The 21,672-nt window shown below is 63.0% G+C and carries 17 protein-coding genes; 7 read left to right on the plus strand and 10 right to left on the minus strand.

Annotated features, from left to right (window positions below; genetic code table 11):
- Positions 1 to 192: 192 nt before the first annotated feature.
- The 3 genes from AC1DMY_RS09825 (at position 193) to AC1DMY_RS09835 (ending at position 3,628) form a co-directional block, all read left to right on the plus strand.
- The gene (locus tag AC1DMY_RS09825; protein WP_477164760.1) at positions 193 to 2,478 is read left to right on the plus strand and encodes an FdhF/YdeP family oxidoreductase; all 2,286 of its coding nucleotides are present in this window, start codon (positions 193 to 195) and stop codon (positions 2,476 to 2,478) included.
- A 73-nt stretch (positions 2,479 to 2,551) separates the two neighbouring features.
- Entirely contained in the window at positions 2,552 to 2,965 is a 414-nt protein-coding gene (locus tag AC1DMY_RS09830) for a helix-turn-helix transcriptional regulator (RefSeq protein WP_477164761.1), read from the plus strand.
- 135 nt (positions 2,966 to 3,100) lie between these two features.
- Positions 3,101 to 3,628, plus strand: coding sequence for a DUF4199 domain-containing protein (locus AC1DMY_RS09835; RefSeq protein WP_477164762.1), 528 nt, complete (start codon positions 3,101 to 3,103; stop codon positions 3,626 to 3,628).
- Here AC1DMY_RS09835 and AC1DMY_RS09840 read toward each other — a convergent pair.
- The 8 genes from AC1DMY_RS09840 to AC1DMY_RS09875 all read right to left on the minus strand — a co-directional run bounded on the left by AC1DMY_RS09840 (position 3,607) and on the right by AC1DMY_RS09875 (position 13,307).
- The gene (locus AC1DMY_RS09840) at positions 3,607 to 4,104 is read right to left on the minus strand and encodes a hypothetical protein (RefSeq protein ID WP_477164763.1); all 498 of its coding nucleotides are present in this window, start codon (positions 4,102 to 4,104) and stop codon (positions 3,607 to 3,609) included. The two genes, AC1DMY_RS09835 and AC1DMY_RS09840, sit on opposite strands and share 22 nt — an antisense overlap.
- A 132-nt stretch (positions 4,105 to 4,236) precedes the next feature.
- Positions 4,237 to 4,857 (minus strand): phosphatase PAP2 family protein, encoded by a 621-nt coding sequence (locus tag AC1DMY_RS09845; protein ID WP_477164764.1) that lies wholly within the window; start codon positions 4,855 to 4,857, stop codon positions 4,237 to 4,239.
- 11 nt (positions 4,858 to 4,868) lie between these two features.
- Positions 4,869 to 6,401, minus strand: a complete 1,533-nt coding sequence (locus AC1DMY_RS09850) for an ArnT family glycosyltransferase (protein WP_477164765.1) — start codon at positions 6,399 to 6,401, stop codon at positions 4,869 to 4,871.
- A gap of 373 nt (positions 6,402 to 6,774) precedes the next feature.
- On the minus strand, positions 6,775 to 8,307 hold the full coding sequence (locus AC1DMY_RS09855; RefSeq protein ID WP_477164766.1) for an ArnT family glycosyltransferase: 1,533 nt from the start codon (positions 8,305 to 8,307) through the stop codon (positions 6,775 to 6,777).
- Positions 8,308 to 8,478: 171 nt separating this feature from the next.
- Positions 8,479 to 10,305 (minus strand): ArnT family glycosyltransferase, encoded by a 1,827-nt coding sequence (locus AC1DMY_RS09860; protein WP_477164767.1) that lies wholly within the window; start codon positions 10,303 to 10,305, stop codon positions 8,479 to 8,481.
- Positions 10,302 to 11,432 carry a glycosyltransferase family 9 protein gene (locus tag AC1DMY_RS09865; RefSeq protein WP_477164768.1) on the minus strand — a complete coding sequence of 377 codons (1,131 nt, stop codon included), beginning with the start codon at positions 11,430 to 11,432 and terminating at the stop codon, positions 10,302 to 10,304. Before AC1DMY_RS09865 ends, AC1DMY_RS09860 begins: the two co-directional genes overlap by 4 nt.
- A 268-nt stretch (positions 11,433 to 11,700) precedes the next feature.
- On the minus strand, positions 11,701 to 12,198 hold the full coding sequence (locus AC1DMY_RS09870) for a hypothetical protein (protein ID WP_477164769.1): 498 nt from the start codon (positions 12,196 to 12,198) through the stop codon (positions 11,701 to 11,703).
- A gap of 11 nt (positions 12,199 to 12,209) precedes the next feature.
- Entirely contained in the window at positions 12,210 to 13,307 is a 1,098-nt protein-coding gene (locus AC1DMY_RS09875; protein WP_477164770.1) for a porin, read from the minus strand.
- Between the two features lie 208 nt (positions 13,308 to 13,515).
- On the opposite strand from AC1DMY_RS09875, the gene AC1DMY_RS09880 reads away from it, so the two are divergent.
- Both AC1DMY_RS09880 and AC1DMY_RS09885 read left to right on the plus strand, forming a co-directional pair.
- Positions 13,516 to 15,282: an ATP-binding protein gene (locus AC1DMY_RS09880; RefSeq protein ID WP_477164771.1), complete on the plus strand. Its 1,767-nt coding sequence runs from the start codon at positions 13,516 to 13,518 to the stop codon at positions 15,280 to 15,282.
- Positions 15,279 to 16,640, plus strand: a complete 1,362-nt coding sequence (locus AC1DMY_RS09885; protein ID WP_477164772.1) for a sigma-54-dependent transcriptional regulator — start codon at positions 15,279 to 15,281, stop codon at positions 16,638 to 16,640. The genes AC1DMY_RS09880 and AC1DMY_RS09885 overlap by 4 nt, the downstream gene beginning before the upstream one ends.
- An 80-nt stretch (positions 16,641 to 16,720) precedes the next feature.
- Here the strand turns inward: AC1DMY_RS09885 and AC1DMY_RS09890 are convergent, their stop codons facing one another.
- Complete coding sequence (locus tag AC1DMY_RS09890; protein ID WP_477164773.1) at positions 16,721 to 17,296, minus strand: CGNR zinc finger domain-containing protein; 576 nt, start codon at positions 17,294 to 17,296, stop codon at positions 16,721 to 16,723.
- 65 nt (positions 17,297 to 17,361) lie between these two features.
- On the opposite strand from AC1DMY_RS09890, the gene AC1DMY_RS09895 reads away from it, so the two are divergent.
- Positions 17,362 to 18,246 (plus strand): EamA family transporter, encoded by an 885-nt coding sequence (locus tag AC1DMY_RS09895; protein WP_477164774.1) that lies wholly within the window; start codon positions 17,362 to 17,364, stop codon positions 18,244 to 18,246.
- A gap of 12 nt (positions 18,247 to 18,258) precedes the next feature.
- Positions 18,259 to 19,230 carry an aldo/keto reductase gene (locus AC1DMY_RS09900; RefSeq protein WP_477164775.1) on the plus strand — a complete coding sequence of 324 codons (972 nt, stop codon included), beginning with the start codon at positions 18,259 to 18,261 and terminating at the stop codon, positions 19,228 to 19,230.
- A 22-nt stretch (positions 19,231 to 19,252) separates the two neighbouring features.
- Here the strand turns inward: AC1DMY_RS09900 and AC1DMY_RS09905 are convergent, their stop codons facing one another.
- Positions 19,253 to 21,667, minus strand: a complete 2,415-nt coding sequence (locus AC1DMY_RS09905) for a GH92 family glycosyl hydrolase (RefSeq protein ID WP_477164776.1) — start codon at positions 21,665 to 21,667, stop codon at positions 19,253 to 19,255.
- Positions 21,668 to 21,672: the final 5 nt, after the last annotated feature.

Below are 21,672 nucleotides of genomic sequence, written 5' to 3' on the forward strand. Positions count from 1 at the left end.
GACGACCTTGGAGGTTGCAACGTGGCCACCTATCTAGCATAGAAACGGTGGACACCCCCGAATCGATCGGAGGATAGTTCTCCCGTGGCGTAGCTTCGCGGCTTGCGCATGGAAGCATCGGGCCGTTCGTGCCCTTGTTGGATGGAACCTTGCAAGCTCATCGGGTGTTCAAGCGTTCAGCGGGGTGGCGTGATGACTGAGAAAGAGATTCCTGGCATTCGTCCCTACGACAATCCTGCCGGCGGATGGGGCGCGCTACGTGCGACCGCCAAAGCCGTTCGCGATCAGATGGACGCTGGCGAAGCCGCGGTAACCCTGCTGCGCACCAACAAGCCGGAAGGCTTCGATTGCCCGGGCTGTGCCTGGCCCGACAAGAAGCACACCTCGACCTTTCAGTTTTGTGAGAACGGCGCGAAGGCGGTGACCTGGGAGGCGACCAACAAACGCGTTCCGCCTACCTTCTTTGCCGCCCACACGGTGACTTCGCTGCTCGGCTGGACCGACTACCAGTTGGAAGACCAGGGACGGTTGACGCATCCCATGGCCTATAACGCCGAGAAGGACATCTACGAAGCCATTGGCTGGGACGAGGCCTTTGCACGTATCGGCGAGCTCCTGCGCGGCCTGGATAGTCCGGACATGGCCGAGTTCTATACCTCGGGGCGTGCCTCCAACGAGGCGGCTTTTCTGTACCAGATCTTCGCCCGGGAATACGGCACCAACAATTTCCCGGACTGCTCTAACATGTGCCACGAAGCAACCAGCGTCGGCCTGCCGCAATCGATCGGGATCGGCAAGGGCACCGTGTCGCTTGACGATTTCGACCATTGCGAGCTGATCATCGCCATGGGGCATAACCCGGGAACCAACCATCCCCGCATGATGGGCACGCTGCACGAAGTGGCGCACCGCGGTGTTCCGATCATCGTGCTCAACCCACTGCGTGAGCGCGCGCTGGAGCGATTCGCCGATCCGCAGGATCCGTGGGAAATGGCGACACTCGGGTCCACGCCGATCGCATCGACCTATCTGCAGGTCAAAGTCGGCGGCGACGCTGCAGCCCTCAAGGGCATCATGAAAGCATTGTTGGAGATGGACGAGGCAGCGGGTCCGAATTCGGGCGTCATCGACCATGCCTTCATCCAGCAGCACACACGCGGATTCGAAGCGCTGGCTGCCGATCTGCGTAGCACGTCATGGACGGCCATCGAGGCCGCATCCAGCCTGAGTGAATCGGCATTGCGAGCGGTCGCCGCGGCGTATGCCAAGTCGAACGCCACCATTGTCACCTACGGCATGGGCGTGACGCAGCACATCACCGGCACGCAGAACGTGCAACAGATCGCCAACCTGCTGCTCTTGCGCGGCAACTTCGGCAAGCCGGGGGCGGGCATTTGTCCGTTGCGCGGCCACTCCAATGTTCAAGGTGACCGGACTGTCGGCATTACCGAGAAGCCCACGGCGGCCGTGCTCGCACGCATCGAGCAGACCTTCGGTTTTCGCCCACCGTCGGCGCACGGCCACGACGCGGTGGCTGCCATGCAGGCGATCATCGACGGCCGATCCAAGGCTCTGATCTGCCTGGGCGGCAATCTTGCGGTGGCGCTGCCCGATTCGCAGGCGTGTCTGCCTGCCATGCGAGGGCTTGAACTGTCCGTGCATGTCGCCACCAAGCTCAACCGCTCGCACCTGCTCACCGGCAAGCACTCGTTTATCCTGCCGTGCCTGGGCCGTACAGAACGGGACAACCAGGCCACCGGTCCGCAAGCCGTGACCGTGGAAGACTCCATGTCGATGGTGCATGCATCGCGAGGCAAGCTGACGCCCGCTTCCGAAGCGCTACGCTCGGAACCCGCGATCATTGCCGGCATCGCCGCAGCCACGCTGCCCGGGAGTCGCGTCCGCTGGATGGATCTGATCGCCGACTACGACCGCATCCGCGATGCCATCGAGGCGGTCTATCCGGAATTTGAGCAGTACAACGAACGCATACGCGTACCCGGCGGCTTCAGACTGCCCTTGCCGCCCACCGAGCGGATATGGAATACGCCTTCTGGGAAGGCAGAGTTCCTCTGTTTCAGCGGCCTGGACGAAGGTCCGCTGCGTAGGGATCCGACCATCCTCTCTTTGACCACGATCCGCAGCCACGACCAGTACAACACGACGATTTACGGCCTCGATGATCGTTACCGCGGCGTCTTCGGTCGCCGCGATGTCGTCTTCATGAATGGACAGGACCTCGCCGAGCGCGGCATCGAACATGGCGATGAAATCCATGTGGAGACGGCGTTTGGCCAGGGGCGGGAGCGCGGCCTTGGCAAGGTCATTGCCGTTGCGTACGAGATCGCCCGGGGTTCGGTGGCCACGTATTATCCGGAGGGCAACTGCCTCGTGCCGCTGGACTACCACGACAAAGTCAGCGGCACGCCGTCCTACAAGTCGGTACCCGTGCGCGTGCTGCGTGCATCGAGCCCTTAGCGGATCAGCTGGCGTCCAAGCCGCCCGTGGACCGGCGCTAAGATGGTGCCGGACGGGACGAATGGAGGCGGCAATGTGGAAGCGGGTGGTCGGTTACGGGGCGCTGTTGGCGGCGGGAACCGTTGCCCTGCAGTGGCTCGACTACCAGCGTCTGGCGCGGATGCATTCCGGCGACATCTATCTGTTTCTGGTGGCGGCAGCCTTCCTGGTGCTCGGCATCGTGCTGGGCGTGAGGGTCTTCGCCACGCCGCCGGCGCCCGGCTTCGATGGCAACCCAAAGGCGCAGGCAGCGCTGGGTCTTAGCGGGCGTGAGCTGGAGGTGCTGCATGAACTGGCCGCCGGCCACTCCAACAAGGAGATCGCGGCACGCCTTCATGTGTCGCCGAACACCGTCAAGACACACGTCGCGAGGCTGTTTGGAAAGCTGGGTGCGAAACGGCGCACTGAGGCGATTCGACGGGCACGCGAGCTGGGGATCGTGCCCTGAAGTCGGGTGATTTCGGGTGATCAGGTCTAAATCACCCTTTCGGGCGATTGCGGGGGCAACCGCTGATTGCGATCAATGGCGACACCATCCATCACCGGGGAGCACACCTTGTTACGGACCATTCTTAAATACGGCGTGATCGCCGGCGTGATCGTCGGCGGCTTCGAACTGCTTACCTTCATCGCGTTCTCCGGCATGCCGCCCATGAAATACGGCATGGTGATCGGCTACACGACGATGCTGATCGCCCTGAGCGCGGTGTTCGTGGGCATCAAGCGGCATCGGGACGTGGACCGGGGCGGAGTGATCGGCTTCTGGCCGGCACTCGGGGTAGGGCTGGGCATCAGCTTCATCGCAGGAATCTTCTACGTGGCGGCCTGGGAAGCAGTGCAGGCGATGACGCATATGGATTTCGCCACCTCCTATGCGCAGGCGATCATCGCCGGCGAGAAGGCCAAGGGCGCGAGCGCGGAGGCGCTGGCCAAGGTGACGGCCGACATGGAGGCCTTCAAGGTCCAGTACGCGAACCCGATGTACCGCCTGCCGATGACCTTCGTGGAGATCTTCCCGGTCGGCGTGCTGGTGTCGCTGATCTCGGCGGGACTGCTGCGCAACAGCCGGTTCTTGCCCGCACGGCCAAGCTACAGTCCGGCAGCTCGCTGACCAAAAGCATGGCGTTGGTCGGGGCCGCTGGGCTGAGCCCCTTGGTCCCGGCAACGCCCCTCCTGCAGTTGCCGCAGCGCGATACTGAGGCCGATGCGGTAACCGCTGCCGATGTTGCCGTTGATGATGACGGTGGCGAGCGGGGCTTTGTGGAAGCCGGCGTCGTGTTCCAGCTCGGCGTCAAACTCTTCGTGAACTTCGATGTACGGTGCGCCCAATTGGTCGAGGGCATCGATGAGGCCAGCTTCGGGGTGCTCGCGTACCTGAGATGCCAGGTCGCCTGGATCGAGCAGCACGAACTCGGTGCTGTCTGATCCGGCAGCGCACACCTGACCGACAAAGTGGCTCAAGTTGCTGCATCCGCGCAGCTCCAGCGTGCACCCCGCTGCGAAGGCTTGTTGCTGAAGTTGTTGCTGTAGCTCCTGAGGGAGCGAGTTGCTGGATGTGTGCGGCCCATGGACGATCAAGATACTCACAGCATGGTGTGCTTTTCGGCGCTCATCGGAGCGGATGAGGCATGCTGTGTCCTGCGGGCGTAAAGGCGCTACATCGAAATGCTGCGGCGGCGTAAATTTTCCGCCTCTAAGCTGACTCCAGAGAGCTGCGTTCTAATCGAAATGATGGACGTAGCCGACCTGAAATCCGCCGGGAAGCAGCGAAAGAATCCACGGCGAATCACGATGCGTGGCCCATATCCCGATGCCCGTTCCGATGGCCGCACCTATCAGCACGTCGCTCTGCCAGTGTCCATGCGTCTTTACGCGGGCGACGGCGTCGTAAGCGGGCAGGAGGGCGAGCAGGTAGACCGCCGGGTGGTCGTTGCCATAGGTGACGATGAAGGGCGTGACGGCGGCGGATATGGCCGCCACTTCGCCACTGGGGAAGCTCTGGGCGTGCAGGCCCTGAAACCACTTGTTCGGGTTGTTCGTTTCCGAAGGGCGCTCGCGCTGGAACGTCCACTTGAGCGCCTGCGTGCTGATGGCGGTGACGGCCATGGAATCGACCGATCGCCAGAAGGTGTCACCGAGTTTGTTGTCATCGCCAAACCAGAGCGCGCCGGCGCCCACGGTGGCGATGGTTCCATAGATGAGGATTTCCTGATTGCTGCGTTTCCAGATGCCACTGTTGTCATAGGTCACCGGGTGATCAAGCCCCAGGATGCCGCTGCCTGCCCAGCTGGAGCTGCAGGCAAGCACGAAGACCAAGGCTGCCAGTCGTCGAATAGACATACGCCCTCCGGTCACTTCGGAACACCGCGTACGAGAAACAGCATGTTGTTTCGCCAGGCACCGGCGGACTCGATGGAAGCGCCGCAGCTGTTCAACAGCGCCTGTGCACTGGCGGCAGGGATATCGCGATCGACCAGCAGCAAGGACGTTTCCTGTGCCTTGATCGCAGCGCAGAGCTGTGTGCTCACGTCGGGGCTGCGCCACCAGATGCCGTAGACCGGTCGGTTGAGATAGAACCTGAGGCCCCAGAGGGTTTGTTCTTCCACGGCATAGGTGTCCGTGGCTTCTTCCAGAAAAAGCAGCGCTCGGTAATCGGAGGCGGCCATCGTGGCCGCGAGCTGTTTTGCCGCATGGCGGTTGTCGACGTTCGTTCGATAGCCGTAGGCCGCGACGGCTTTGGTCGCTAGCAGCAGCACCAGCCATGTGGCCAACATGCCGATGGTCCGCTGAGTGCTCAGGTCAAATGTGCGCTCCATGCGCGACGCCGTGAGCAGCGCGATGGGAAGAAACAGCGGCAGCAGATAGAGCGGCAGGCGTGACCGCGCCAAGCAGAAGATCACGAAGGGCAGGGCAAACCAGAGGACAAGAAACAACTGAATCGATCGCTCTTTGCGCCACTGAGTCCACTGGGCGGGCCTCAGCATGTCGTGCATCGACAGCGCCACGCCACGCCACCAGGGGAGGGTTCCGAGCACCAGGACGGGAAGAAATGCCACGGCCCATCCAAGGGCCCCCGCGTGGCGTTTGTGCATGGCCGTGAAGATGCGGCCATACACTTCCTGGTGAAGAAAATAGTGGAGCAGACCGGGATAGCGAAGAATGACCACGGCGTACCAGGTCAATCCCACCAGCAGAAAGATCACCAGGCCGGCCGGTTGAAACAGTCGAGCGACGGCGCGCCCACCGCCGCAGGCCGCATTGAACGCGATGACCGAAAGCAAAGGGAGTAGTCCCGGCGGACCTTTGGTCAAAAAGGCCAGGCCAAAACCGAGCCACATCGCGACCAATCCGTAACGTCGTTCGTCGCCGCTCTCAGGCCAGTTGTGCAGGATGAAGCCGAGGGCCGCCATGCCCTCAGTCAGAGTCAACAGCACATCCGTACTGATGATGTTGGAACTGAAAAACGTGAACAGGCTGGTCGCATAGACCAGTGACGGAAGCCAGGGTTTGCTCGGGCTGGTGCGCTTGCCCATGACAAACAGCAACGCCAGCGTCGCCAGATAGGCGAGAGCGTAAGGGAGGCGCGCCGCCCAGGTGTTGCGACCGAATAGCCGGAGCGACGCCGCAATCACCCAATAGGTCAGCGGCGGCTTGGAGAAATTGAGCGAAGCGGGACTGTAGGCAGGCGCGAGATAATTGCCCGAGTCCATCATCTGCAGTGCGACGCCCACATAGCGCCCTTCGTCAGGACTCCACAACCCACGGGAGCCCTGGAAGGCAAAACCAAGCAACAGACCCAGCAGCATCACCCACAGGAGTGAACTGGTGTGGATGCGCGCGACCGCTCGCGTAGATTCAACCGACACGCTCAGGCTGCTGTTCATGCGTGACAACCGGTCAGCGATGCACTGGTCGCCTCCTCTATGCGACAGGTAGGTGGTGAATGTGGGCAGGCGGCATTCGGCATGCTGCTGCCTTGTGCGCTCATGCGATCGCCCGCGGCCGGGGTGGACGAGTTATGACATGGCGTTTTGCGGAACCGATCCTGAAACGTACCGGCCGTTGCGGGCATGGGTGAGGCTCTGCGTTGGCGAAGGACTGGTTAGTCTTTTGCCAATTTCGTGCCATGCCACTAAGTGACTGAGCGCGCGTCTATTTGCCGGCTGATCGCGCGCCGCGATCGCCATGCAAAACCTGCACCCTGCAATTTTCGTTTGCAAAAATGGTAGGAGCGCGCGCCGGATCGCGCGCATCGCGTCACAGGTTTTCTTGAGGAAGTGCCTGCGCCAGTGTTGCTGCAGGCCACACGGCCAGCGATATGCCGCGGAACGGCTGGATATAGATGGCGTGTTCGCGATCGGCGTCGCTCAGGCGCCTGGGATAGATGATCACCAGGCCTTCGGGGTGTTGGCGCACCCACGCGCTGAGTGCGTGGAGACTATGCACCGATGCGACCGGCTGGGTTAGGCGTCCGAGGAAGGTGTACTGCCCGTCGTTCGATTCGAAGTTGGCGACGGGACGTCCCTGCTGCTGGGCAGTCGCAAGCAGTCGGGCCACGGGAGCGAAGTCGTAAGCGGGCCATAGCGTCATGCTGAAGAGCCCGTTGGCCGCCACCACAGCGAGCAAGCCCACGCCGGCCACGCGGTACAGTTCTGCTCCTCGCGGCACGGCAAGTGCCAAGGCCAAGAGCAGATACAGCACGCCGAAGGGGCGGCTATGCGTAGCCAACGTTGCAAACATCGGGTCGGCGAGGTGCCCATGGGTAACCAGCCCATTCATGGCGATCAAGATGACGCCAGCAATCGCCAATAGCAGCGCCAACGGCCATGGCGACCACCAGCGGCTTGGGTGCGCCTCGCGCAAGGACAGGCGCGCCAGCGATGCCGCGATCAGCAAGGCAAATCCGGCAAACTCCGGCAGCAGGTAGTACGCCTGCTTGCCGCTGATCACCGAGAACGCCAGCAAGACGGGGCCGAGCCAGGCGAGCAAGAACCTCACGCCAGGCTCAAGCGGACCACGCAAGGCAGCCAGCGCCAACCAGATACGCGGCCACAGCGCAAACGGAAACACCAGCACCGGCAGCAAGGGCAGGTACCACCAGAACGGCTGCGCATGAGCGAAAGCGTCGACTACGCGACCCGCGGTCTGGTGCACCAGCAGCGTGTGCCGATAGACCTCGCCGCCACTCCACGCGGCAGACAAGGCCCACGCCAGCAGTACGCCACAGGCCGCGAGACACGCAACGCCTCCTCGTACATACCAGCGCCGGGCATCGCGCCGCGCGTAGTCGCTCCATAGAGGACCCAGCAACCAGGGCAGGCCAACATGCAGCAGCATCACGGGCCCCTTGGTCAACAAGCCGAGGCTGAGCGCCAAGGCGAATCTACCCAGGCTCGGCGGTTGACCATGCACTGCGGGTGCAAGGCAAAGCAGGGCGGCCAGTACGCAGTCAGCCAACAGCACCTCGTACATCACCTGCAGGCCAAACAGGAAGCCATAGGTAAGCGCGAGCAGGATCCACGCCGCGCCGTGTGCGATCAGCGGACTGTCTGGAAATAGTCGGCGCGCCAGGCGCCACGCCAGCACCAGCTGAAGGGCGCCGAGCGCCACCTCGAGCAATCGCGGCCACACATCACCCACACCGCCGATCGCCCAGCCCAGCTGGATCAGCCACAGCAGTAGCGGTGGTTTGTCGCTGTAGGGCAAGCCGTTGAGGTAAGGAACCAGCACACTGTGATGCGTCCACATCTCCCATGCCACCGACAAGGTGCGCGTGGAATACATGGGCATGGGGCCGTGCTGAAAAATCGCGATCAGCGCCGCCACGATCCATAGCGGCAGCCATGTCCACGGCAGATATGACCCAAGCCGAACGTGCGAGGTGGCGCGAAGTGCGTGAGTATCAGGAAAATTCACAGTCGACTCGAGAACGTGGTGGCACAGGTACAAGGCGCGGGGACATCAACGGTGGCTGTCGATGCCGCCCCAGTCCTCGACAGCGCCCGACGGCACCTGACCCTGGCGGCATGCCGGGGCCACCGCATCGCTGCGAAACAGCCGCCAATCGCGTCCACTGGTGATGCCTGCATCTACGGTTGCCGAGGGGATGATGCAGGGGCCCATCACGTCGGCCAGCACCAGCACCCAGCGCCTTTCCGGCGCCTGGGCCTGCCAGCGTATCGACGACGCCAGCTGCTGATGCCAGGGCACCACAAAGCCGAAATCGGTGAGTTGGCGCGAAAAAGCCAGCGGCAGTTCTTCTTTCCAGGCGACCAACGCGAGCTCGGCTTGTGGACCGATGGTCTGTTCCACGCGATTTGCGAGCGCCGCCGGGGAGCTGGCGCGCGCCAACATCGGCGCCATGCCCAGCCCCCAGATCAACCACACGCCGGCCATGCCGGCGAGCACGGCGACACCTGCGCGATGGCGTCGAAATATCGCCGCCTGCAGCAACAGCCACGCACCCAGGGCGATGCACATACCCCACCATAGCGGCGCTTGCTCGCTCAGTTGGCGCGCGGCGATGAAACGCGCAGTCGCCGCAGGATGAAAGCTAAGCGCGGCCACACCGATACCTAACGCGGCGCCGCCGAGCAAGATCAGAAAGCCGATGGCGACGTACGACAACCAGCGCTTCCGCAGCGCTTCTTCCAGATACGGTCCTGCGCACAGGGCCAGCATGGGCAGCGCCGGCATGATGTAAACATCGCGCTTGGCCCGCGTCAGGCTGAAGAACACGATGACCATGACGATCCACGCCAGCGGCAGCAGGATGCGTGCATCGCGCGCCCGAAGTCGCTCCATCCATGTCGGCGCCAGTGCGGGCAGGGCAAGGCTAAGCGGGAGCCACGAGGTGACGATTACCGTGAGATAGAACCACGGCGGCTGGAAGCTGTTCCAGGGATGCACGTAGCGATGGACGGTCTGGTTGAAGAAGATGTCGTGCAGATAGCTGCGCGCCACGTCGCTGTCGTACGCGTGCACATAGAAAAGCAAAGGCGCCATCCACAGCGCGATGGCCAGGGCGAACGCCAGCAGGCCGCCCATCCAGTGCCCGATATGACCACGCAAGTCAGGCATTTCCAACCAGGGACGCCGCATGGCAAAGGCCCACGGCAAGAGCATCAGCAAGGCAAGAAAGCCCACGCCCTTGGTGATGATGCCCAGGCCCGCGGCAAAACAGCCAAGCCAGAACGCACGCCAGTCCGGCCCCAGCAACAGATGCCGCAGCAGCCCCACATTGGCGAGCGTGATGAAAAACGTGACGGTCGGATCGATCTGTCCGCGCTTGGCCTGGAACACGAACTGCACCGTGCAGAGCAGAGCAAGACTGGCAAACATGCCGGCGCGATGACCCCACAGCCGCCTCGCCAGGTCGTACACCAGCCACAGCGTACCCAGCGCGCTCAGCAAAGAAGGCAGCAAGAAGGCCACCCACCAGTTGCCCGTGAGCGTGTACGACAACGCTTGCATGGCCATGAACAGCGGCGGCTTGTCCGAATACCAATCGCTGCCTCGATGCGGAATCAGCCAGTTTCCGGACGCGACCATTTGATGCGCCACCAGCGCAAAACGCGGCTCATCCGAGGGCGTGGGTCCACGCAGGCCGATGCCGGCCGCGAGCAACAGCAAGGCGCCCAGCATCAACAGCCAGCGCTCCAATCGATCACGCGGCCAGGCTGTTGCCGGAGCATCCGTTGGCTCGCTTCCAGATCCGTGGCGATGCGAGGACATCACGTCGGCACGCTCTGCGGAAACCTCGCCGGGCGCGCGTAGTGGTTCCGTCATGGTGCCCATGCCCGCTCAAGGAACAGGTCTTCGCTTGCGGTGGCCGGCACGTCCCCCAGCGACGACCCGAACACGGGGCGCCCCAGCAAATCCGGGTGCGCCGCCACCACGCGACAAGCGACTTCACGCGCTGACAGCCCTTGCGTGGGCAGGGAGCAGTTGCCGTTGCCGTAAGGGGCATACACCGACGCATCGGTGACGCAGAACATGCCGACCGTCGCCACGCGGGAGGCCACAGCCAGATGCATCACGCCGCAATCGGCCGTGATCATCAAATCCATGCCGGCCATGACCGCGCCCATGCGGCGAATGTCGGACGAGTAATAACCCGGCCATTCGGCCCCCAGCATGGAATGGCCATGCATGGGGATCAGCTCGAGCATGCTGGCTGCCGGACACAGCGTCTTGAAGGTGTCGATGAACTCGCGCCACCACTCCATCGGGTAACGCTTGGCGCCCGTCGCATTGGCGAACACGCCTACCACCGGTGGCGAGCTGGTCTGGCGCGACACGGCCAGTAGTTCGCCAATCACATGGCGTCCGTGGGCTCGCTCGACATCCGTCAGTCGAATATCCAATGGAGGATAGCCAGGCTCCTCGCCATGGCTGCGGCCCAGCGCCCAGCGCAGCAGGTTGACCGGCCGCTTGGCCATATGTTGCATGGCAATACTGGTCGGCGCTGCGTGGGTGAGACCCGAGCGCAAAGGCGAGTCGCTGAAGCCCAGTTTGTAAGTTCCGTGCAGCAGTCGGGTGACCGCACGACTGAAGCCCGAGCCCAGGCATGGGTCGATGATCAGGTCATAGCGGCTGCGACGCACGCGGTGGAGCAGATGCAGGAAGGGCAGCGGGTGCTTGAATCCTCGCCTGGGCAGGCAATAGACGTTGCGGACGCTGAAGAAGGTCGCGAAGACTTCTTCGGCGATATCCCCTTCGGAAATTACGTCGATTTCCGCGCCCTTGAAGTGCCGCTCGAGCTCCGCAATCAACGGCGTAAGCAAGATGGTATTGCCAAGACGATGATTGGGGCGGCAGACCAGAATGCGAAAGATGCCTTTGCGAGGCAGCGGGTCGTTGCAATGAAGTGTCTTGGATTCGTTCAAGCGGCACCGGTAGGCATAAGGAGGCATGAGGCGAATTCCGCTCCGGGCTCATGCCGAGATCCGCGCAACTACCGCCAACCGCATCATGCCCTAAGAAGGGTGCAATAAGTTGACACAGAGAAGACAAAGGATCTGGTAGCTCGCAGCCGGACAGTGCTGCGGTGCGATTTTCGTGCCACAGCTGCAAGTGATTGATGCTTCGACGAAAGAGCTCGCCCGGCAGGGTCCAGCGAACCCGCCGCATCCCGCAGAGTGCAAACTTTGTCTGCAATGATTGGCAGGGCGGCCCGGAGACTCAGGGTGCAGGATGTTCCGGGCAGGCCGGAAGATCGTCGACCTGGTGCGCTGGAAGGGGGATGGTGAGCACGATCCGCACGCTCGCATCCGCCTGGCAGGGTTCCACGTAACCAATCGCACCCGGCGTGGTCGCCACAAAGCGCACGACGGCATCGGCCGAGGCGAGCACGTAAGGCGGACTGACACCCTGGAAGTATTGCCGGTCCCAGTAGTCCTGCAGCTGGGTGTCGTCCATACGCAGCAGTGCTCGGGCGAATGCCACGCGCATCGGCGCGCGGCTGGGGAGGTTGACCGGCGTCAGGCGTTGCCCCTTGCCGTCCACAAAGATCTTCTTCAGATACACATTGCGCACCGTGTTCTGATCCAGCGTCATTTGCGGCCCATCAAGTGCAGTGATGATCGCAATCTGTGGCTGCGCGGCCCAGGCCAAGCCTGCCTGCACCAGCAGCGCACTGATGATCAGCCACGTGGACCATTGCCGTAATTGTCCGCGCATGGGAGCGACGCTCAGAACAACACCGCGACGGACGCCAGCCAGCCGGTCGGGGCGAGCAGCTCGTTGTGCGAGCCGTCGCGATACTCGAGCTTGAGCACCACCCCTTCGATCGGCCTGAAATTGATGGCCGTGGTACGGATGGTGCTGGTCTGCGCCGGCGTCGATGATCGGTAGCGCTCATAGCGGCCGATCAGGTACAGCCGTCGCCACAGCGGCACCTCAGCTTGCACGAAGCCGCCCCGCTCATCGGGACGGTTACTGGTGCTGCTGCGATAAATGCCCTCGCCGGTAAGGCTCACGTAGCGGCTGGTCCAGCTGAAATCGATGCCGTTGAGCCAGTATTTTTCGCGTGGCTGTTCCAGCTCGTAGTTCAGCGTGGAGGCGCCAATACTCAGCGAGTCGCCCAACAGGTGGTAGAGCACCCGGCCGCCAATGGCCTGGCGAAAATTATTCTGCAGCGTCTCGGTGGTGCCGAAGTTGGTATACGCGTTGTCCTGATCGCGGCCAATGTTGAGGTTCTTGCTGTCATCGGCGAAGACCCAGTAATCGAGGTCGTTTCCCTTCACCGGAAGCGTGCCGAACATCATCACGCCGTTGGTGTGGAGCGCGAACGCCGCGGAGGTGGACAAAGGCCGCGAGACGGTCCAGGTCAGCGGATCGGCATGCACCAGATTCCATTCGCCCACGGGCGTGAGGAACTTGCCAAAGCGGAAGGTGATGGCCTGGTTGGCGTGGTAGTCGGCGTACAGTCGCTCGATATCGAGCTCGGCATCGTCATCGTCGGTGCGGCCGGTGCTGTTCACCGGGTTGGTCGCCTCGATCTCGCTGAAAAGCTGCCAGCGGGTGCCGATGTCCTGGGTGATGAACAGGCTCAGGTCGCGCACGTTGTAGCTGGTCTTGGTGCCCTGGACGCTATAGAAATTGAGGTCGGCATAACCGCCGACGCGCAAACCCACGCCCGGAAAATACAGGCCCTGGCCCAGCGTATAAGGTGCCGGTTGCCAGCTGCCGTCGCTGTCGTCCGCAGCCATGGCGCCCGAGGCGCAGAGCAGTCCCAGCAGCAGGGCGACTGCGCCAGGAAGCGGGTAGCGGCGAGGGTGCCTGTTCATCGGTCATGCCCACCAACAAGGAATGGAACCAAGCCGGCGCGCCGGGTTCTGGCGGCTGGCACAGCGAAACGAAAGGCTGGCGAGCGACTATTTGACCGGAGGGGCTCGGCACTGCGGCGGATTCTGCGACAGTGCAGGGGTTGCCGCAAAGGCGCGCCACCCCAGTTGGGCGGCGACGCACTCTTATCTTCAGCGCGACGGCAGCATCTTGACGACACGATCGGCCTTGTTTCGCCTGCTGTTCCTGACCCTGCTGGGCACCGTGATGGTGGTGGGGGCGCTGTCGTTCTATCAGTTTCGCAGTGCGCTCCGGTCTGAAATTGCCGGCAACCTGCGCTTTGGCGCCAGCACCGTGATGCAGCGCATCGATACGCTGCTTTTCGCGCATATCGAAAACATGCGCGTGTGGAGCGGGCTGGAGGTGATGCAGGACATCCGCGTCAATGACGTGGATAAGCGTCTCTCACACTTTCTTTCGGACCTTCACGCCGGTCAGGGCAATGCGTACGCCGCGCTGTTGTGCTCCGATGCGAGCGGCCGTGTGGTAGCGGCCAGCCAGCCATCGCTGATTGGAAGGGCGGCGCCCACCAGTGGCGCCTGGCGTCCCATTTTGGGCGGCCGCCTTGGTGGAGCGTCCATTGCCCAGACCTGGGGTGCCGATGGCCAAGGCGCCATCTTGCGTACGCCGGTGCCCAATACGTTCGGGCAGGGCAACATCGGCTACCTCTATGTCGTGCTGAATTGGCAGGCCGTGCAGGCACTGCTGGATGAGGCGGTGGATCACGGGTCGCGCGGTCTCCTGCTGGTGGATGATCGCGGCCACGTCATCGCCGCCTCCGCCGCCTTGCGTACGCGCGCTGATCTCTCGCGATTGCAATTGGATTGGCGCTTGCCAGCGCAGGGTGCGCTGTCTTATGTCCGCGATGGCAGTGCGCTCGGCTATGGAACCTTGTTGGTCGGCATCGCGACATCGACGGGCTATCAGCAATTCCAGGGTCTTGGCTGGCACATCGTGATGATGGAGCCGACCTCGGTTTCTTTTGGGCCGATCTGGCGCTTGCTGTGGGCCATGCTGGCGGTCTTGGTGCTGACCTTGCTCGCCGGACTGTGGATTTCGTCGCGGCTGGCTAACCGCATCGCGTTGCCCATCGTGGCGCTGACCGATTTTACCCGCAGCTTCCGCCAACGCGACGCGGCCCTGCCGCAGCTCCCTGCCACCAATATCTCCGAGATTCATGAGCTGCACCGTGCTTATGCGGAGATGATCGACGCCCTGGCGCGTTCGCGCGAGCAGGTCGTACGCGCGGGCAAGCTGGCCGTGGTTGGCGAAATGGCCGCCATCATGGCGCACGAGGTGCGAACCCCCATGGGCATACTGCGCAGTTCCGCCCAGATGCTGCAGCGGCAGCCGCACCTGGGCGAGCGCGAACATGAGCTGATCGGCTTTATCTTCAGCGAGACCGAGCGGCTCAACCGGCTTGTCACGCTGCTGCTTGAATGCGCACGCCCGGCACCGCCCGATTTTCGTCCGCACGACTTGCACGCCATTGTCGACGGCGTACTGGGCCTGCTTGCTTCACGCGCAGACAAAGCCGGCGTTTCGCTCTCCAGCAAATTTGCCGAGCCAGTGCTGGTTTTCACCTGCGATCGCGAACAGATGATGCAAGTGCTGCTCAATCTTGTATTGAATGCATTGGCCTTCGTGGGCGAGCAAGGCCGCGTGCAGGTGGCCACCCGTTCGGATGCGGGCACGGTATGGATCAACGTGATGGATGACGGCCCTGGCGTGCCCGAGGCGTTGCGACAGGCCATCTTCGATCCGTTCTTCAGCCGCCGCGATGGCGGCATCGGCCTGGGCCTGACGATTGTGCAGCAGGTCGTGCATGTGCATGGCGGCGAAATCACCGTGGGCGAGAGCGCCTGGGGTGGCGCCTCCTTTAATCTTCGCTTCGCAGTGGATGGACAGGGCCGATGAACGCCAGGCGGATACTCGTGGTGGACAACGAGGCGAAGATGCGCCGCATCCTCGAGCTTTCGCTGAAATCGCTGGGCCACAGCGTGATCGAGGCAGGCGACGGCGTGGAGGCGCTCGCTGTGATCGAGCAGCAGTCGGTCGACCTGGTGCTCACGGATCTGCGCATGCCGCGGATGGATGGCATCGCCTTGCTTCAAGCCTTGCGCGAACGCAACCAGGATGTGCCAGTCATCGTCATGACCGCCTATGCCACGATCGAGACCGCCGTGGCCGCCATGAAGCTTGGCGCGGTCGACTACATCATCCGGCCGTTCGAGATGGAGACCGTGGAGATGGCGGTGACGCGAGCGCTGGCCATGCAGGCCGTCCAGCGCGAGAACCACTACTTGCGCGAAGAGATATCGCGAGGCTGGGGCGAGTTCATCGGTGTCAGTCCGGCCATGCGGGCGCTTTACGAACTGATTCGCCAGGTGGCTCCCACGCGCAGCAATGCGTTTATCGTCGGGGAAACCGGCACCGGCAAGGAATTGGTGGCTCGCGCGATCCACGAGGCATCCGGGCGGCAAGGCCTGTTCGTGCCCATCAATTGCGCGGCCATTCCCACCGAGCTGCTGGAAACCGAACTCTTCGGCCATGTCAAAGGAGCCTTCACCGGCGCCTTGCGCGATCGCGTGGGCAAGTGCGAGCTGGCCAGTGGCGGCACCATCTTTCTCGACGAGATCACCGAGATGCCCACCAGCCTGCAGGCCAAGCTGCTGCGTGTGCTGCAGGAAGGGCGCATCGAGAGACTCGGAGCCAATACGGCGATACCCGTGGACTTGCGTGTGGTCGCCGCCACCAATCGCGAACCACAAGAGGCCGTCGAAGCAGGCTTGCTGAGACGCGATCTTTATTTTCGCCTCAACGTGGTGCGCATCGACGTGCCGAGGCTGCGTGACCGCCACGGCGACATGACCATCCTGGCCAATCACTTCCTCAACAAACACTCACTGGAACTGGGGCGTGCAACGCCCCGCCTGTCGGTGCGCGCACTTGAGCGCCTGGAAGCCTACGACTGGCCGGGCAATGTGCGCGAGCTCGAGAATCTGATGGAGCGCGCCGCCGTCCTCTGCCGCGATCGAGAGGTCGGCACGTCACTTTTGCCTGCCGAGCTCTCGCGCGAGGCGACGGCCGCGCCGCTGCAGGCAGCGCCGTCGCTGGAGGGCCAGCTGGCTTTGAAAGATCGCGTCGAATCCCTGGAGCGCCAACTCATCGAAGCCGCGCTGGCGCGTAGCGACAACAACAAGGCCGCCGCGGCGCGCCTGCTCGGCGTCAGCGAGCGCACGCTTTGGTACAAGCTCAAGACGTATCAGATGTAGCGTCGAATGGCCGCCGCTGACTCAGGTCGCTTAACGCGCTTGATCGGTGGACAGCGATGCTACGTCGCCACTCACAGGTATCAGCTCTTCGTTCGCTGATAGTACCGTCGCGATTTGTCGCGGCTCCCGCAATCGGCCATATCGCACCATCGGCGCTGGCCGTTGCGCGTCTGGTCTTCGAAAAGCCAGTCGCAAGAAGGGCAGAAGCGCAGGCGCTCATGAGAGCCGTTGGTCAGCAGCTCTGCCGCGTCGAGCAGGATGGGCGAAAGCGCGTCGGTCGCATTGCGTGGTGCGGGCCAGTGCCAGACGAGCGTGTGGGGATCGATCAGGCGGGCCTGATAGGCGTGGCCGGCTGCTTTGCCAATGGCGGCGATGGTACTGGCCGGCGCTCGTTCGCCATGTGCCAGCGGCCGCAGTGCCGAGGCGAGCAATTGCCGGACGGCACGCAGCGCAGGCAAGTCAACGTCCTTGCCGCGTGGAAACGGCAGATCCACTGCCGCAAACCATTGCTTCACGTTGTCCGAAGACGACAACCAATCGTGCTCGCGCTCTGTCTCAGGCCAGCTGATCGTATTGATGAAGTCGAGGCTGGGGCGGCCGCCGATCAATTTGTAGGTGCCGCCATAGCTGCCGGGATCGAGTTGGAGTGCGTCCATGGGGCGATATTACCAGTTATTTGATTTTGACAGGTAATAATTGCAGGCGTATAAGTCTCACCATCATGAATGCATTGACTGGTAAGACTGGTTCCGGCGTACTGACCCTGGCCGATCGCGTGCCGCCTCACGCGTTCTTTGTCGGCAGCGCGATCTTTCACTATCTCGGCCCTTCGTTCGCGGTGCTGCTGTTTGCGCGGGTGCCGGTAGCGGGTGTGGCGTGGCTGCGTATCGTCTCGGCAGCGATCGTGTTCGCTGTGTGGCGGAAACCGTGGCGCGCGTTCTTTGCCGCGACCCGCAATGCGCAATGGACCATGCTCGCATTAGGTGGCGTTTTTGCCACCATGAACTACTGCTTCTATCGCGCTATCGCCGAGCTCCCGCTGGGTACCGTTGCGGCCATCGAGTTCATGGGTCCGGTGGCCCTGGCGCTGATGGGTGCGCGCTCGATGCGCAATGTGGCCGCACTGTCGCTGACCGTCGCCGGCGTGTACCTGTTGACCGAGCTGCGCTTTGCAGGCTCGCCGCAGGCGTTCTTCTGGGCCTTCGCCAATGCGGTGCTATTTACGTTGTATATCGTGCTGGCGCATGCAGTGTCCCGCTCTGATCCCGCAGCCAGCCCGATCGATCGCCTGGGAGCATCGATGATCGTGGCGGGCGCGGTGATTTCGCCGCTGGGTCTGGGAGATGCCGCTTCGGCCTTGCTGGATCCCATCGCCCTGGCGGCGGGTTGCGCGGTAGGCATCAGTTCGTCGGTGATCCCCTATGTGTTGGATCAATTGGCCATGCGCCGGCTGCCTCGATCGACCTATGCGCTGTTTGTAGCCTTGCTGCCGGCAACAGCCGTCATCATCGGCGTCATCGTGCTTCGGCAAGTGCCGTCGCTGGTTGAATTGGTCGCTGTCGGGCTGGTGATTGCGGGCGTGGCGCTCCATCGGCCAATGGCCTGAGCGGAGGCGAGCATGCGGTACGTACAGCTCGGTCGCAGCGGATTGAAGGTGTCGCGCCTGTGTCTCGGCGCCATGAGTTACGGAAGCCCGCAGGCGAAGGCCTGGATCCTGAGTGAGGAGGAGGGGAGGCCCATCATTCAGCGTGCGCTGGAGTGCGGCATCAATTTCTTCGATACGGCGGACATGTATTCCGGCGGCGAGAGCGAGCGCGTCTTGGGGCGCGCCCTGCGTGATTTTGCTCGTCGCGAGGAAGTGGTCGTGGCAACCAAGGTGTTCTATCCGACAGGGGCCGGGCCGAACGAACGCGGCCTGTCGCGCAAGCACCTGTTTGACGCGATCGATGCCTCGCTGATGCGCCTGGGCATGGACTATGTCGACCTCTACCAGATTCATCGCTGGGATGATGAAACGCCGCTGGAGGAAACCCTCGAAGCGCTCAATGACATCGTAAGGTCGGGCAAGGCGCGCTATATCGGTGCCTCAAGCATGCACGCCTGGCAGTTCCAGCGCGCGCTGATGACCTCAGAGCGGCATGGATGGGCGCGCTTCATATCGATGCAGAACCATTACAACCTCGCCTATCGCGAAGAAGAACGCGAAATGCTGCCCTTATGCCGCCTCGAAGGCGTGGGTGTGGTGCCCTGGAGTCCCCTGGCGCGCGGTTTCCTCGCACGCTCTCGCAGCGAAGCGATGACGCTGCGCGCCAGCCATGATGCCTTTGGGCAAAGCCTTTACTACAGCGAAGACGACTACCGCGTCGTCGATGCCGTGACCAGGCTGGCCTCCGTGCGGGCAAGGCCGCAGGCGCAGATCGCCCTCTCGTGGCTGCTCCACCAGCCGGGCGTGGCGGCGCCGATCGTCGGCGCCACACGCATGTCGCATCTGGAGCAGGCTATCGAAGCGCTCTCATTGACATTGACGGCTGAAGAGTGCGCGCAATTGGAGGCGCCGTACCGGCCGCACAGGGTGCTCGGTCATGAGTAAGTGCGGCAAGTAGAGCTTCTACTCACGTGCCCGCCTGCGTGCCGAAGCTCGGCGGGCGATCCGCCATGGCCGAGCCGAATGCCGGGTTGGGCTGGTCGCCCATCTGGAATAGAAGAGTGCCGCCAGCGGTCAGCTCGGCATGGGTGATCCAGCTCTTGGTCCACGGCTTGCCATTCCAGCTTACCGACTGGATATACGGACGGCCCTTGCCATTGCCCTGCGTCTGCACGATTAGCCGCTTGCCGCCGGCCAGTTGAACTTCGGCGCGCTCCAGCAGCGGGCTGCCGAATACGTAGTGCGTGCTTACGGGATCCACGGCGTACAGGCCTAGTGCGCTCATCACGTACCAGGCGCTCATCTGGCCGCAATCCTCGTTGCCGGGCAGGCCGTCGGGGTCGGGCAGGTACATCGTTTCCAACAGCATGCGCACGCGCGCCTGGGTCTTGTGGTGCGCGCCGGTATACGCATAAAGATAGGGCATGTGATGGCCCGGCTCATTGCCGAAGGCAAACTGGCCGACCATGCCGGCGATATCCGGCGGTGCATCCGCCGGCAGTTCGGAATCGGTGGTGAAGAGCTGGTCCAGCTTTTGCTCGAATGCGTTGGCGCCGCCGAACATCGCCATGTACGTGTAGACGTCGTGCTGGTTGAGGAAGGTCGCCTGCCAGGCATTGGACTCGGTGAAGTCGCGCCACTTCTTCGAGTGTCCGATGGCCCGCGGATCGAACGGCTCCAGCCACTTGCCATCGCTGCCGCGCGGACGCACGAAGTTCACGGTCTTGTCGAACACGTTGCGGTAGTTCTGCGAGCGCGCCTTGAGTGCCGCGGCATCGTCGTGATGACCGAGTTTCTCCGCGTAGTGCGCCATCACCCAGTCGTCATAGGCATACTCAAGCGTCTTGCTGACGGCTTCGCTTTCGACATCGCTGGGGATGTAGCCACGCTTGCGATACTCGGGCAGGCCGAAGTAGTTGTCTTCCATGGCGCGCTTGCGGAACACGGGCCATGCGGCTGCATAGTCGATGCCGGTGAAGCCCTTGGCTTGCGCCTCGGCGATCACGACCGCCGAGTGGTAGCCAATCATGCAGACCGTCTCGATGCCTTGCAGCGGCCACACTGGCGGGCCGGCAGGGCTTTCCTGCGCCATGCGCACCAGGCCGTTGACCAGGTCGGGCACGCGCTCGGGCTGATACAGCGTAAAAAGAGGATGCTCGGCGCGGTAGGTATCCCACAACGAGTAGGTGCTGTAGTTGTGCTGCCCCTTGGGCAGCTGATGCACCTTCATGTCCATGCCGCGATAACGGCCGTCCACGTCGCTGAACAGCGTGGGTGCCAGCATGGTGTGATAGAGCGCGCTGTAGAAGGTGCGCTTGATATCATCCGAGGTGGACTCGATGCGGATGCGGCTGAGCTCGCTTTCCCACGAGGCTTCGGCGGCGGCTTGTATACCATCGAAGTCCCAGGCGGGGATCTCGGTCATCAGGTTGCGCAGGGCGCCTTCGATATCGACGCCCGAGATGCCGACCTTGACCAGCAGTGGTGCGTCGTCGAGCTTGTCGTAGAACAGCGCGGCCTTGAGGTTGGTGCCCTTGACCTGCGTTGTGCCGTCGGATTGTGCACTGTCGTTGGAGTACAGCGTGCCGCGCTTGAACGGTCGCGAGACCTTCAGCGCGAAATAGATGTGGCGTCCATTGGCCCACTGGTGCACGCGGCGTGCACCAACCACTGTGTCATTGCCCACCAGTTTCAGTTCGGCGTCGGTGACGCTGGCGGGCTTCTTCGGGTCGTCGTGGAACCCGTGGGCGAAGTCGACCAGCAGATGCGCCTCGCCCGCTTGCTGGAAGGTGTAGCGGTGGATGCCTGCACGTTCCGTCGCGGTCAGCTCAGCGAGCACGTGGCTGTCTGTCAGTTGCACACGGTAATAGCCCGGTCGCGCCTGCTCACCGGTGTAGTGCGAGCGGTAGCCCTTGACGTGGGTCTTGTAACCCTTGCGTTCGGAGCCCTGACCGGCGTGCACGCCGTCATAGCGTGAGACGTAGTTGACGCCGTCGTAGTCGCGATCGCCCGGCTGCAGCAGCACGGGCCCCATGGCCGGCACGACGAGTACATCGAGCATGTCCGCCGCGCCCGTGCCCGACAGATGCGTGTGCGAGAAGCCCATGATCGAGCCGTCGCCCTGGTGATACCCCGAGCTACCGTCCCATTGCGAGTCATTCGTGTCGGGGCTGAGCTGCATCATGCCGAAGGGCATGCTGGGGCCGGGGTACGTGTGGCCGTGACCGCCGGTGCCCACGAACACGTCCACGTGACGCGACACACTCTCGGCAAGCGCCGTCTTCTTGCCCGCGGCGGCGGGCAGTGCCGGTAGCGCATGGGCGCCACTACTCAGAACACCGAGTGCGGCCATGCCTTGCAGAAAACGACGGCGGGTAACCATGATCT

This window comes from Dyella sp. 01L423, from assembly GCF_056399945.1.